The sequence below is a fragment of the Candidatus Epulonipiscium viviparus genome, assembly GCF_030708075.1.
Lineage (GTDB): Bacteria > Bacillota > Clostridia > Lachnospirales > Cellulosilyticaceae > Epulonipiscioides > Epulonipiscioides viviparus.
Map to the genome: position 1 here is coordinate 135,841 of NZ_CP117982.1, position 14,729 is coordinate 150,569.

Below are 14,729 nucleotides of genomic sequence, written 5' to 3' on the forward strand. Positions count from 1 at the left end.
TATTTGCCTACTTTTTGATAATACTTTTTAGTGAGTCTTCAAAAAATTCATTTAGGCGTTGCTCTAACAAATCTCGGCTCTCCTCTTCGAATGCACAGACGATTTTTTCACGATGCATTATGGCAGATTTTCTAGCAGAACTAGAGTTTAGTATCTTAATAGAAGACTCGGTTCGAAGCAACACCAAAGTTTGCATTAGCTTGAAATAAATGCCATTGCCGCATTCCGAACCTACATATAAATCTAAATTGTTTAAATTTTCCAGAAATTCCACGGAACTAATTTTTCGCCATCCATCAGCCGCTATTTCATTTATCAATTTTCTCATCTGTGCCACGATCTTGCGATTTGCTCTGTCAAAACAAGATAGATAAATATCTGTTTCGATCAATTGTCTGGCAGCGTAAATATCTTCTACATTGTTTAGTTCTTTATGATATATCCACGTAATCGTTTTATCTGGAATCAGGACTTTGTTATCAGATACAAACGTGCCCTCGCCTGGCTTTATCACAATCATTCCGATCAACGAAAGAGCCCGCAGTGCTTCGCGAACTCTACTTCTAGTTACATTAAATACCACTGCTAATTCACGTTCGGTAGGTAATTGTTCACCCGCGGCCAATTTGCCGTCTATTATCTGTGTTGCAAGCTGTTCCATAATTTGTTCTGTAATGGTTACTTTTTTTACTGGTGTTATTTCCATAAACTTTCACTTCCCATCAAAAAACTTTACCATATTATATCGCAAGAACTAGTTAGGCACAAGTAAATATATATCGCCGCTATATGCGAGTGCCACCACTGTTATTAGATTTGTAACAAGCTTCCACAACGCGCATTGTTTGGTAAGCATCATCCACGCTGTTCATATATTCATATGCGGGGTCTTCTAATTTACGCAAAAGCCCTCCCATAGTTCCAATGAATGCTTCTGGAAACCAGCTTCCAATTATAGGCACTTCTTTCCATACTCCCTCTGCGGCAGTGATGTATTCCAATTTATCTGGTCTACCAGCAGGATAATCTAAAATTAATCCAAGAGTTAGGCGGATGGCACCTTTGGTACCCTCGATTTTTAAGCAGGAGTCTTGATAATCTGGTGCATAATCGTGCCCATGGTTAGTACTGATGTTAACGCGCAATGTGTCGCCATAGTCCAAAATAATGGTGCTTGCCGTTTGCGATAACTGAGCTGCCTTCGGACTTTTCATAGTCTTGCACCATACAGCTGCGGGCTCTCCTAACAACGAGCGAACAGCATCGATATAATGAATACTATGATAATTAATTTCGCATCTATCTTTATCGTTTAAGAATGTCCACAGATGCCATGGTTGTAGCGTCACCACTCGCCAGTCTAAATCATATACCTCTCCAATAATCCCGCTGCTAAGCAATTCTCGAAGCTGGATCATATACGGAGATTGTCTCAATTGAAAATTAACACCAGCAACCAAGTTTTTTTCATGACAAATATCCAAAATTTCTGTTGCTTCTTCTATACTTTCACCCATAGGCTTTTGAACGAGTACGCCACTTCCATCTGGCAATTTACGCAAAATACTTGCTGTTAAATTTGCGGGCAATGCCACATCAAATACACCGTTGTTGGCATGGCAATCTGCTATCATTTCGTCTAGATTTTCATAAACTTTTTCGATGCCAAACTTTGCCGCTACCTTATGCGCGGTGGCAACCGTTCGATTATAGATTCCTTTGATCGGATACCCTGCCAAATTATACGCAGGAGCTTGGGCATCGCTGATAATTTCGCCGGCACCAACTATATAGATAGGTCGCGCCTTGGGGTCTGCTGGCATAGCAGGAACATACTTCAATTCATTGATATTATTGATCATTACTGAGCCCTCCAATATGATAAATATTCATCGCATTTTTATAGAAGAATAAATCTTTTGCTGGTCTAGTTTCAAAAATTTTCAGCATTGCTTTTGTCCAGTCATCGAAGGTGATGCTCAAATTACAAACTGGAAAATTGCTAGCAAACATTACGCGCTTCTCTCCAAATAGGTCTAGGCAATATTCTACGAATGGGGTAATGATCGTCACATCACTACTAGACAACCCCGAAATTTTGCATACAACATTATCCAAACTTGCCAATAATTTGATGCCTTGTTTCCATTTATCTGTTTCTTCTATATTTGCAGTAACATCTGGAAGCCCCATATGGTTAAGCACTATAAGTGTCTCTGGGCATTGCTTTGCCAATTGATACAAGTCGGCCAATTCTCCAGGACGTATACAAGCTTCAAAATGCAAGTTCATCTTTCCGAGTTGCTTTACGTTTTCGATAAAAGTTGGGTTTAGACAAGTTTTAGCAGGTGTATTATCAAAATGTAATATATATCGAACTCCTGCGACCGAGTTTTTGTTTGTATATTCTGCTAGAGATTGCTCCATATCGGGATCTAGCAGATCTGCGTATAAGACAACTGATTTTACGAAGTCTGATCTATCTGCAGCCAGTTGAACAAAATAGTCGTTTTCAGCTTTTTTCTGAGCCGCAATAGTATCAAGTTCCACGTGCACAGCCCCTACAACTTTGTAGTCATCCCCTTCTGCCAGCGCTTCAAACTCAGATAGCAAAATAGGACGATTTAAAATGTCCACTTCTTTTAACCATTCAACACAAAATCGATCTGGATCAAAGATGTGAAAATGAGCATCAATAATTTGTTGCATATAAATATCACCATATTCAGCCCCGTGGCCGAACCCTTCCTAATCTAAATGATAAACTTCTTCCATATCGGCCCACCACTCGCCATCTTTTCGCGTCTCAAGAGGTGTTTGAAACGGCTTAACTAGTGCCCACCATTCTTGAGTTTTTGGGTCCGCTGCCATTTTGGCCATATCAGCATCATAGTCATCGCCAATATATTCGTAATAGCTAAACAAATACCCATCCTTATAGTATATTGAATAATTTTGAATATTACATTTCTTGATCATGGCATCAATCTCGGGCCACGGATGGCTGTGATGATACTTGTAGTCTTGCAGCTTATCGGATTTTACCTCAATAATTTGACCAAATCTTTTCACGACATCTTCCTCCTAAAACTCAATCATAACTTTTAACATAGATCCGGCATTGGCATCGAAATCCGCAAATGCCTGAGGTGCGTCATCGAGAGAATACATATTGGTAACTACATCGTCGATATTTAGTTTGCCGCTAGATAAAATCTCGATTGCTTCTGCAAAGTCTTCGCGTCTAGCATTTCGAGAACCCAATATAGTAAGCTCTTTTTGCTGAATGGTGGTAAAAAATAGATCTACGTTTTGCTTGCCAACGCCAAGTTGAATCATCTTTCCGCCAAAAGCGACAGCATCCATACAATTTTGAAAAGTAGATGGCAATCCAACTGCTTCTACTACAATATCATATCCGTCTCCACCAGTTATGCGTTCAACTGCTGCTGCAAACGCCTCAGGGCTAGTGTTGCATATCGTGTGCTGAACTCCAAATCGTTTTGCGTACTCAACTTTGCTATCTGAAATATCGCATATAGTTACTTCGGCATCCTTTGCCAACGCGGCAACTGCGGCAAGAACTCCGATTGTGCCCGCACCAACAACGAGAACTTTATCTCCTTTTGTGATGTTTGCTTTTTTAATTCCGTGATAGCTAATACAAAATGGTTCTACCAATGCTAAAGTTTTGGCTGATAATCCGTTGCCGGCAAAAAGACGTTCGGTCGACAAAGTAATATACTCTGCAAATGCGCCTTGCCTATGAATACCCATCGTTTGGTTGGTTGCGCAACAATTGACCAAGCCTTTCTTGCAAGAGTAGCAATGACCACAGTTAAAATAAGGGATCGCTGTTACCAATGTTCCTGCAGTTAATCCTTTGTCGTTTTCGCCTATTTCTACAATCTCAGCTGAAAATTCATGTCCTGGAATTGTTGGATAGTTAATATATTTCATAGTTCCTCGGTAGCTACTTAGGTCGCTTCCACATATCCCGCCATACAAAATTTTAAGCAACGCCTCTCCTTCTTTTGCAACAGGTTTTTCGCCCTCCACTATTGCAACATCAAAAGCTCCTCGCATCATTACCTCTTTCATTGCAGTTACTCCTCTCTAAGCTCGTTTTTCAACACTAATAATATGCTCACACACCAACACTAACTCATCGTTTTGATTGCTAACCTCTATTTTTTCTGTCACAAAGCCGCGTGATGCATTTTTGGGATTGTCTCGTTTCTCTACAATTTTTACAACAGTTTTGATGGTATCGTTAATAAATACAGGTTTAATAAATCTCATTCTGTCGTAGCCGTAAGTGAATGCGCGTGGATTGATATCTCCACATTGAAGGCCCATTCCGATGCTAAATATCATGGTTCCGTGCGCAATTCTTTGGCCAAATTCTGTAGTTTTGCAAAATTCTGCATCAACATGATGTGGATAAAAATCGCCTGTATGCCCCGCGTGAACAACAAAGTCCGTTTCTGTCATTGTGCGTGAGCCACCTTCTCTCACATGGCCAATTTCAAAATCCTCAAAAAATATATCCTTGATCATAATTAACTCTCCTTTTTGAAATATTTATCGTTATCTTGCCCTATCTTTGGAGACGGTTTGTCAGAGAAAAACTTTTGCCCATCAATGCTAATCGGACATCGGAGCACCGTCATCTTTTTGCCGCTCTGCAGTCGAATTTCTTGCAACATATCCAGATGCTTAAAGGCTTCGGTTTCTAGCAGCATATCCCAATTGTAGATATTCGAGCACCATATATCGTGTTGCTGCAATATATCCAGCCAATGCTGCGTAGTATTCGTTAGCAGATGCTGTGCTAATATTGCCTTGATTTCGTCACGTTTGGTAGACCAGGTTGTCGCATCAGTGTATTCAGTTAGTTGAGCGCATCCTAGTAATTCTCCCAAAAGCGGGATCGGCGCAATCGCTAATGTGATATACCAATCTTTGGTGGAGTAGATGCCATATGGCGCGTTGGTATAGAAGTTGGCATTACTAATGGCGCTACGTTGCGGAACTTCATTGCCATCATTTAAAAATGTTGTGAATCCTTCGAACTGTAAATCCATCATCGATTCGATCATGCTAACCTGAACAAATGCACCAGCTCCGGTTGCTTCTTTGCGAATGAGTCCAGCAAGCACTCCCTGAACCAAATGTTGCCCGCTCACTAAGTCAGCAATCGAGATTCCTGCTGGAGTTGGAGGCTTGTCACGATTTCCGTTTGCCATAGCTATTCCAGATAGCGATTGCACTAGTAAGTCTTGACCCGGGTCCGATGCCCATTCACCTTCGTGACCAAATCCTGTGATTTCCGCATATACAATACCCGGGTTAATTTCTGATATAGATTTATAGTCGATGCCTAACTTTTCGGCAACGTGGGGTCTAAAATTGATTAGCATCACATCGGCTGTTGCAACCAACTCCCGTAATTGTTGTTGCCCTAAATCTGATTTTAAATCGACCGATACGTCATCCTTGTTGCGATTGATTACATGAAACAGAGTACTGTCACCGTCTATCACAAGATTTGATGAGTATAAAGTTCTGCATATATCACCGGCGGGTTGTTCTACTTTTATAACATCAGCACCCAGGTCTGCAAGTCTTAATGCTGCAGAAGGCCCTGCCAAAAATTGGCATAAATCTAATACTTTTACTCCTTCTAATGGACCCATCTAATTTGCATCTCCCTTCGTTATCTTAAACTCTTGCATGATTTTTTGCGTATCCTCACCCAAAGCCGGAGCCCATTTGTTCGATTTATATATTTCGCCGTCAATTCGGATCGGGCATCGAGTGGTGATGATATCTCTGTGACCAGGTCTGCCAACATGAACTAGCATATCCAAAGACTTAAATCCAGGGCGATCAATTAGCTCTTTCCAATTTAATACTTCAGATGCCCAATAATTTTTTGATTTTAATTTTGCTAGCCAATTTTCAGTAGTATCTTGTGTCAACGTTGCTTGGATCAGTTGCTTAATTTTGTCTCGCTGTGCAAAGGCGCTTGCGTCATCTGCGTAGTCTGCCAATGCTGGAAGGTCCAATATTTCACCAAGATCTGGCAACGAGCCCATAGCTAGTGCGATGAAGCTGTCTTGAGTTGCGTAAATTCCATATGGTGCGGGCAGATATACGTGAGCATTATTGACTTTTGCGCGAGTTGGCAATGTGTGATCGTCGTTAATATATGTTGCAATAAACTCAAATTGTAAATCTAACATAGACTCTAGTAAGCTGACGGATACTCTACCACCTTCTCCAGTCTTAAACCTTCTATATATGCAAGCCAAAATTCCTTGAACCAAATGAATGCCTGCATAAGTGTCTGCCATAGCAAGAGCGATTGGCGTTGGCAAGTCGTCTTGATTTCCATTTAATAGAGTAAGCCCTGAAAGCGACTGAATCATCAAATCCTGACCAGGACGCTTAACCCAAGGACCGTCTAGACCGTATCCAGAGACAGTGCCATACACAATTTTGCTGTTAATTTTTTTGACATCTTCATATCCCAAGCCCAATTTATCCATAATTCCGGGTCTAAAGTTTTCGATCAAAATGTCAGCTTGCTTGATCAACTCTTTAACCGCAGTTAAGTCGGCCGGATCTTTTAAATCTGCAGTAAAACTTTCCTTGTTACGGTTGATGGTGTGAAACAAAACTCCATCGTTATCTGAAATTAAATTTTTAAACACCAATCGCCTGCCATTGTCTCCGCCTTGGGGACGCTCCACCTTTATAACTCGGGCACCCAAATCTGCCAGTCTCAATGCTGCAGAAGGCCCTGCTAAATATTGAGCAAAGTCTAGCACGATCAATCCTTCTAATGGTTTCATAGTTTCCTCCTAATTTTTACTTTGAGCATAGAGATGTTGTAATTTACTGATTAATTTATCGACGTTAGTTCCTTTCATAATCCACTCGCGAATCATCGGCCCTGCGGTTTCTTGAAATCCCAAATAGCCGTTATATCTAGGTCGTAAATAAGCATTATCTAGCGTTTTGAGTGTATTAGCAAAGAAATTTGAAGTAATACTATTGGTTGCTGCATCTAACCAGGCAGCTCTATGACCCGGTTGCCCACCGCTTTCTGAATATATGGTTTTTTGAGTTGCAGCAGAAGCCGTAAATTTCAGATAGTCTATTGCCAGGTCGATATTTTTACATTTCGCGGATATTGCAAATCCGGCGCCACCTAAAGTAGTTTTCAGCATATTGCCGTTGTATGTTACAACATCGGTCGCAATGATCTTACTGGTGCTATACCCTCTTCGAGAATAGTTAGAGTATCCAAAATCGCAAGGGCAATAGTATTGCTCGGTTGCTGGGTCGGCAAGAACTTCGTAGACACCAATCGGATTTTTGGAAAATACACTGTCTGGCAAATAGCTAAACAATTCCTTAACTTCGATCAAGCTTTCTTTCATAATATCATAAGGAGCGATTTCGTCGGCAATAGTAAATATCTGAGCATCTGTTTTGGTTGCCATAAGCATATAAAACTGCATCAAAATGCTGGTTCCGTTGCCGCCGCAATAAACCTTGCCACGTTGTGCTAATGCTATAACGTCGGCCCAAGTTGCAGGAACTTTGGCATCAGCATCGGCAGCAAGCTTGTCGGCAGAATAGAATGCAATCGGACATGCCGCATCGATGGCCAATGCAAACTGATGCCCATTGTATAAATAGCTTTCAAACGATTTGCCAACCGAATTTATTTTCTGATCTTCTAAAAATGGAGCATCTAAATAATTTTCTAACGGCAACAACACTTTCGTATCATTTGCAAAGCCCATCCAAGGGTGATCCAAAATTATTAGATCGTATTTATGCGCAAGCTTATCTATCGGAGCATCTCCAAATTCTTTTAGAGATCGTGCGTCCCAGCTTATAGTTACTTCTGGATGCAGCTCCATATAACGTTGCGCAGTTGCAAGAACAGGAAGCTTTCCTCTGGTATGGGCCCAAGTAATCCCTTTTAAATTCATAAAATATCTCTCCTTGAAAATAATTTTTTTGAAAATAGTTTTTTGTGGTGGTACTACCAATTAGCGAAAAGTATATCAAATAAAAAATATAATTTCAATATTGATTTTTAACAATTTTTTGCCAAATAATTTGTTGATTTTATGGTAAAATGTACCTAATTTTAAAAATATAGCATACAACATAATATATTTATCGTTTTATTTTATTAAAAATAGCGCGTTGACTTTTATTAGACCTGATGCTATATTAATCGTGAAATTATTAGGTGGTATTACCAGATATAGGAGGAATTATATGAATATTAAAGAGGCAGTAGTAAAGAAGTTTACTAGTTATCCAGAAAGAATTTTACAATTTGGCGAAGGAAATTTTCTAAGAGCATTTGCAGATTGGATGGTTGAGTTGGCAAATGAGCAAGGCGTATATCAAGGTAGAATTGTAGTTTGTCAGCCTATAGCAAAAGGCTTGGGAGATTTGCTAAACAGCCAAAATTGCTTATATAATGTATTACTCCAAGGAGCAACAGAACAGCTTCAGACGATACACTCAATATCACGAGTGATTAACCCCTATGAAGATTATGATGCCTTTTCGCAACTAGCGCAAAACCCAGATCTCGATGTAATAATATCGAACACTACAGAGTCTGGAATTGCGTATGTCCCAGAAGACACATTAGCAGATGCGCCACCAAAATCGTTTCCGGCAAAAGTATGCGCATTTTTATATTATAGATACAAACATTTCGCAGGTGATCCCGACAAAGGGATGTTGTTGTTGCCTGTTGAGTTGATCGACAACAATGGTGAAAAGTTAAAGCAGATTGTAATTCGATATGCTAAAGAGTGGGGCCTCGAAGAAGAGTTTGTTGAGTGGATAGAAAAGCATAATGAGTTTGCCAGCACATTGGTAGACCGCATAGTTCCGGGATATCCGCGTCTGGAAATTGATTCAATCACCGAAAAACTTGGCTATGAAGACAAGGCAGTAGTGGCTTGCGAAGCCTTTAATTTGTGGGTGATAGAGGCAGATTCAAAATATAAAAACAGGTTGCCTATTCACGAAACTGCTGCAAATGTACTGTGGACAGACGATGTAACGCCGTATAAAAAACGTAAGGTGCGCATTTTAAATGGAAGCCATACAGCGGTGGTGCCATTGGCATTTTTGGCAGGATTTAATACAGTGTTAGAATTTTTTAGAGATACTCAATTTGGTGGGTTTGAAAAAGATTTAATTAACGACGAAATAATTCCTGCAACAGATATGTCTCAAGAAGAGCTAAGAAGCTTTGCAGATTCGGTATTAGAGAGATTTGACAATCCGCATATTGTTCACAACCTCATAGATATTACACTAAACAATTCATCGAAATTTGGAGCTCGTTGTATTCCGACTATAGTTGATTATATAAATAAGTTTGGAACATGTCCAAAACACTTTGCATTTGCTATCGCTGGGTTTATTCGTTTTTATAAAGTAGAACAGCAAAACGGTGACTATGTAGGATATAGAGATAATGGAGAGTCATATAAAATTAAGGATGATATAGCCGTACTAGAGCTTTTTGCTAATATTTGGAAAAATAATACGATAGAAGTCGTAGTTCACGAAACGCTAGCTAATTTTTGGGAAGTCGATCTTGCAGATGATTTCGAAGCCGATGTATTAGCATATTTACAAGCAATGCTTAAGGATGGCGTAGCAGAAGCTATGAAACAGTTTTAATGTTATCATGCCAATGCGACATAATTATATTGACAAAAATCTAGATAGCAGGTTAGAATATTTGGGTAAAAAATTTTAAGTAACTGGAGGAATTATGTTAAACAATTTTGTTTATTACGCGCCAACAAAAGTTATTTTCGGAACAGATGCAGAACTGTCGACAGGAGCACTTTTACAAGAAGCGGGTGCCAAATCTGTTATGCTAGTTCACTTTGGATATGAAGTTAAAGTTTTGGGTGAGCTAGTAACTCGAGTTAGAAAAAATATAGAAGCCGCTGGAATTAAGGTTGTAGAGCTAACTGGAATTGTACCAAATCCGAGGTTGTCTAAAGTTTATGAAGGAATAGAACTTGCAAAGGCCGAGAAAGTTGACTATCTGCTTGCAATAGGAGGGGGATCTTCAATTGATACGGCAAAAGCAATAGGACTTGGCTTATGTTATGAGGGAGATGTTTGGGACTTCTTTATCAAAAAAGCAAATCCAACAGATTGCGTTCCGGTATCGTGTATTTTAACTATAGCAGCAGCTGGAAGCGAAATGAGTACGGGTCTTGTTATAACGCATGACGAAAGTTTATTAAAGAGAGATTGCGGGCATCCAAGCGTTGCGTGTCGCTTTGCAATTATGAATCCAGACATAACATTGTCTTTGCCTGCATATCAAACAGCAAGCGGTTGTGCGGATATAATTATGCATACATTTGAAAGATATATCAGTTCGCATAATAACTTAGATCTTACCGATCAAATAAGCGAAGGATTGATGCGTACAGTAATAGCCAATGCTAAAATTCTTGCAAAGGAACCGCATAACAAAAAGGCGAGATGGGAAGTTATGTGGGCGGCCAGCTTATCTCATAACGGCTTAACAGGCTGCGGGATAGATGAAGTGGATTTTCCGGTTCATATGATAGAGCACGAGCTTGGAGGGATGTTTGACGTAACTCATGGTGCCGGGATCACGGCTATTTGGGGGACCTGGGCACGCGAGATGCTACCAATTTTGAAGGATAGATTTTCTCAGTTTGCTATTCGGGTGTTTGGAATAGAAGAGCAAGCAACGCAAGAGCAAACATCTCTTCTTGGAATTATAGCAATGGAAGACTTCTTTAAGGAGATCAAAATGCCAATTAGTCTCAAAGAGTTAGGGATCAGTCCAACTGATGAGCAAATAGAAACTTTGGCAACACTTTCTATTCATCGAACGTTAGCAAATCCGCAGATGAAAGAAGCTGTGACCAAAGAGCAGGCGTTAAATATTTTATATAATTCTCGCAAATAATAAGAAGAAGAGGTTACAGCAGTAGATGCGGTAACCTCTTTTTGTATTACTCTTGTTGTAATAGTAGTTGCAGTGCGTCCCATTCAATTGGCTTTGAAAAATAGTACCCTTGAACTAAGCCATAGTTTTTTACTATATCAAATTGTTCTTGTGTCTCTACCCCTTCTATAATCATTTCCATGTTTAATATATCCGAAATATTTTTAATAGAATTGATAATTTCATATTGCTTAGTAGTAGTTTTATTGACAAACAATTTATCTAATTTGAGTATGTCAAAGTTATATTCATTTAGGTAGTTAAAAGATGAATACCCAGTACCAAAGTCATCCATAGCAATGCGGATGCCCATGGCTTGCAACTTTTCTATATTATCTGTGACAATATTTTCATTTACCGTTGCCTTGGTTTGTAGCAATGCGGATTCTGTGATTTCAAAGCATATGTCAGAATAATGTATGTTATAACGATCCAAAATGTCCTTTGCATTAGACACAAAATCAGGCATTCTAATTTGTATAGGAGAAACATTGATAGAGATTTGTATTTTATTGTTTGCTGAATACATTTCTTGCATATCTTTCGAAACTCGTTCTATAATCCAATATCCTAGATCAATAATCAATTCTGTTTGTTCTGTAATGTGAATAAATTGGTCTGGATATACAAATCCAAGTAAAGAGTTTTTCCACCTAACGAGTGCTTCAGCTTTTTTAATAACCTTATTTTTATCTATAATTGGTTGATAGTTTAAGAAGAATTCGTTATTTGTTATAGATACTTTCAAAATATTCCTAATAATATCTTCTCTGAGTGAATTTTGATATACTAATGGATCAAACATGACAATATCATTGATTGCTAGTTCTTTGGCTTGGTTAGACATAATGCTTATCTTACTAAACAGCTCATCTTTGCTACTGGCATGTTGCGGACATATAATCCCTACCGAATCAAAGAGTATATTAATAGATTTATGACTGATATTGATAGGATATTGTGCAAAGTAATCTGTTAGTGCATGATAAAAAGTCATAACTTCTGATTCGGTATATATTTCTTGCAAAATTAAAATGAATTTTTCCTCTCCAAAACGTGTAATTTGTACATTTTTATGATTACTAAAATGTTTAAATCGGCGAGCTATTTCAACTAAAATGATATCTCCTTTTCCTTCTATATTGCCGTCATGTATAGATTTAAAATCTCTAATTTCCAATACGATTAATGCGAATTGTCTATCTTGATTCAATATTTTGGTAATATATTTGTTGAAATGTTGCCTATTGGGTAATTTCGTTAGACCATCATAAAATAGCAATTCTTTAATTTTTGTTGATACAGTTTTTTCCATAACTACTGTCAAGTCATTTATGTAGCTAATCCCAAAGTTATGCTCTGAAGTATCTCCCAACTCTAAAAGAATATTTTTTACATTATTAATAGAAGCTGCCACAGGATGTAAGATTACCTTTATAGTAATAAGAACCAACATCGATATAATAATAGCAAAAGAACTGGTCCCAAATATAATATCAAATTGAGATCGTTCCACATAAGTGGTATTTCGAACGGATGATTTATCTATTATAAATATCAATTTTTCATTGCTAATTGTTTGAGTGTATTCGTATATGTAGTGAGTAATAGAATGAGTGGGAATATTAGTTGATTCTATGCCTGCTGTTGTAGTTATTCCATAGTCATGTTGGAGATACAAATCTAAAGATCCTAGATGAAAATGTTCCACAAAGTATTCTAGCATATCTGCTAATGTAATGTCGATTGATACTGCACCGAGAATATTATTGTTTTTATCGTAGACATTGGATACAATACTAAACATAGTATGTTGATTATTCATATATAGCGGCGTCGTATATTGTGGTGATCTAGTGTAGTACTCGTTGAACCAGGGAGCGTCGTGCAAAGATTTTCCCATTATAATGTTATCGTGTGTAATCGTTTCTGTTTTTTCTAAAGTATAAACAGAAATTTGGGCCGTTAATCCCATATTAGTTAAAAAATTATTTATATTTTGAAGGCCCAACCAATATTCTAGAATCTTTGTGGTAGAAATCGCTTCCTCATCATTTGTGATAAATAAATTTTGGACGGTATCATTAGAGGCCACTAGATGGTTTGCATAACTAAGTACTTGTAAATCTTGCTGATATTTGTCTATGAGATCATCTACATACATTTTGCTTATCGAATTAACTGTTTGTGTATCCCAAATGTGAATCATTACTTGAACTATGATCATTATACTGATAAATAAAGCTGCGACAGTAGATAATAACTTTTTATCTATAAATTTGCGATTCATAATATCACCTCTTCCAATATTTTTTGGTACTGTATAAATATATTATAACTATATTATTTTAACACAAAAGATTGTAAATTGGCTTTTTGTATTATAAATTGAACAGGGGGTATGTCTATATATAGCAATGCTGATGTAAGCGTATTTATTTTTTAAAAAAGATATATTTGCACAAAATTATTTTGGGAATGCAGTAAAATATATTTTATTTATATGTAAGTCAATATAAAAATTAAAAATTAATTATTATTAATGCGAGAAATTGCTATAGCTTTAAGTTATACTTCATATAGTATTTTAGTATTGGCATTTAGATGTGCAAAATGGTATTATAATGGTAGGAGAAAGAAACGACGTCTATCTACTATTCTAAATATAAAGATTAAATAAAAACAGTCAATATGCTATTGTTCTAAATTCATAATTATATTGCTATATCATAGTGCACAAATGCCAAAGTTATAATACTTCTTTAATTATATTGATAATCTCTCGAGTATGTGCAGATAAATATGATCCCTTTCGATACGCTACTACCACATCATAAGATAAATCCTTTGTACCCACAGAAAATTGAACTAAATTCCCCTTTGATAAATGTTTTAGATGAAATTCAGACATAAAGCAAACTCCACTATTGACATCTACTAGGTTTAGGGTAGTGATGAAGTTTTCTATATGATAAATAGTTATAGGGTTAAAATTAAGTGAATTGAGAGTTTTAAACGCAATTTGACCAATTCGCTGAGTATTTGAGGCAAGTATAAAAGGGTCCTTATTAAAATAATTAATATCTATCCACGGATATTTAAACTTAGAAGACAGTACGCCTTTATCAGCGTGTACATGATCTGCACTAATCACTAGAGTAATATAATCAGGTTTTATGAATTCGTATTCTATAAATGGATTAGTAATAGGAGTGGTAAGTACTGCAATATCGAGTTCGCCAGATATTAACGCATTTTCTAGCTGCTTGGTTGTGTTATCACTAGTATTAATCTCAACATTAGGATACTTTTGGTTAAAAATTGGCAAAATCAATGGAAATAGATATGACCCTCTAGTAGGTGGGATGCCAATATTCAATTTACCTTTATCGAACAATGCGATATCGACCAATTGTTGATCTAATCGATTTTTGATAGAAATAATTTCTTTCGCGCTTTCAATGTAATATTCACCAGCATAAGTGAGAGTAAAACGATTACCTAGTCTATTAAAGAGTTTGGTTCCTAACGACTCTTCGAGATTCTTTATATATTTACTGAGCGATGGTTGAGATATAAACAGATATTGAGAAGCTTTTGTGATGTTTTGAAACTTTGCAACAGCGAGTACATAATTTAATTCTTTAAAATCCATAGCACACCTCTA

General features: G+C 37.4%; 13 protein-coding genes. 2 read left to right on the forward strand and 11 right to left on the reverse strand.

What is annotated here, in order from left to right; genetic code table 11:
• Positions 1–7: 7 nt before the first annotated feature.
• The 9 genes from PCY70_RS00305 to PCY70_RS00345 form a co-directional block, all read right to left on the reverse strand.
• Positions 8–706 (reverse strand): FadR/GntR family transcriptional regulator, encoded by a 699-nt coding sequence (locus PCY70_RS00305; protein ID WP_305767992.1) that lies wholly within the window; start codon positions 704–706, stop codon positions 8–10.
• 79 nt (positions 707–785) lie between these two features.
• Positions 786–1,862, reverse strand: a complete 1,077-nt coding sequence (locus PCY70_RS00310) for a Gfo/Idh/MocA family protein (RefSeq protein ID WP_305767993.1) — start codon at positions 1,860–1,862, stop codon at positions 786–788.
• The gene (locus PCY70_RS00315) at positions 1,852–2,709 is read right to left on the reverse strand and encodes an amidohydrolase family protein (protein WP_305767994.1); all 858 of its coding nucleotides are present in this window, start codon (positions 2,707–2,709) and stop codon (positions 1,852–1,854) included. Before PCY70_RS00315 ends, PCY70_RS00310 begins: the two co-directional genes overlap by 11 nt.
• 39 nt (positions 2,710–2,748) lie before the next feature.
• Complete coding sequence (locus tag PCY70_RS00320) at positions 2,749–3,072, reverse strand: L-rhamnose mutarotase (RefSeq protein WP_010165683.1); 324 nt, start codon at positions 3,070–3,072, stop codon at positions 2,749–2,751.
• Positions 3,073–3,084: 12 nt separating this feature from the next.
• The gene (locus PCY70_RS00325) at positions 3,085–4,101 is read right to left on the reverse strand and encodes a zinc-binding alcohol dehydrogenase family protein (protein ID WP_305767995.1); all 1,017 of its coding nucleotides are present in this window, start codon (positions 4,099–4,101) and stop codon (positions 3,085–3,087) included.
• A 15-nt stretch (positions 4,102–4,116) separates the two neighbouring features.
• Positions 4,117–4,560, reverse strand: coding sequence for a MaoC family dehydratase (locus PCY70_RS00330; protein ID WP_305767996.1), 444 nt, complete (start codon positions 4,558–4,560; stop codon positions 4,117–4,119).
• 2 nt (positions 4,561–4,562) lie between these two features.
• Positions 4,563–5,699 carry a CaiB/BaiF CoA transferase family protein gene (locus PCY70_RS00335; RefSeq protein WP_305767997.1) on the reverse strand — a complete coding sequence of 379 codons (1,137 nt, stop codon included), beginning with the start codon at positions 5,697–5,699 and terminating at the stop codon, positions 4,563–4,565.
• Positions 5,700–6,860 carry a CaiB/BaiF CoA transferase family protein gene (locus PCY70_RS00340; RefSeq protein WP_305767998.1) on the reverse strand — a complete coding sequence of 387 codons (1,161 nt, stop codon included), beginning with the start codon at positions 6,858–6,860 and terminating at the stop codon, positions 5,700–5,702.
• Between the two features lie 9 nt (positions 6,861–6,869).
• A complete protein-coding gene (locus tag PCY70_RS00345; RefSeq protein ID WP_305767999.1) occupies positions 6,870–8,012 on the reverse strand; it encodes an extracellular solute-binding protein in 1,143 nt (380 codons plus the stop codon).
• 295 nt (positions 8,013–8,307) lie between these two features.
• On the opposite strand from PCY70_RS00345, the gene PCY70_RS00350 reads away from it, so the two are divergent.
• Both PCY70_RS00350 and PCY70_RS00355 read left to right on the forward strand, forming a co-directional pair.
• Complete coding sequence (locus PCY70_RS00350; protein WP_305768000.1) at positions 8,308–9,741, forward strand: tagaturonate reductase; 1,434 nt, start codon at positions 8,308–8,310, stop codon at positions 9,739–9,741.
• 94 nt (positions 9,742–9,835) lie between these two features.
• Positions 9,836–11,023: an iron-containing alcohol dehydrogenase gene (locus PCY70_RS00355; protein WP_010165691.1), complete on the forward strand. Its 1,188-nt coding sequence runs from the start codon at positions 9,836–9,838 to the stop codon at positions 11,021–11,023.
• A 46-nt stretch (positions 11,024–11,069) separates the two neighbouring features.
• On the opposite strand, the gene PCY70_RS00360 is transcribed toward PCY70_RS00355, so the two are convergent.
• Positions 11,070–13,352, reverse strand: coding sequence for a putative bifunctional diguanylate cyclase/phosphodiesterase (locus PCY70_RS00360; protein ID WP_305768001.1), 2,283 nt, complete (start codon positions 13,350–13,352; stop codon positions 11,070–11,072).
• A gap of 459 nt (positions 13,353–13,811) precedes the next feature.
• Positions 13,812–14,717, reverse strand: coding sequence for a LysR family transcriptional regulator (locus PCY70_RS00365; protein WP_305768002.1), 906 nt, complete (start codon positions 14,715–14,717; stop codon positions 13,812–13,814).
• Positions 14,718–14,729: the final 12 nt, after the last annotated feature.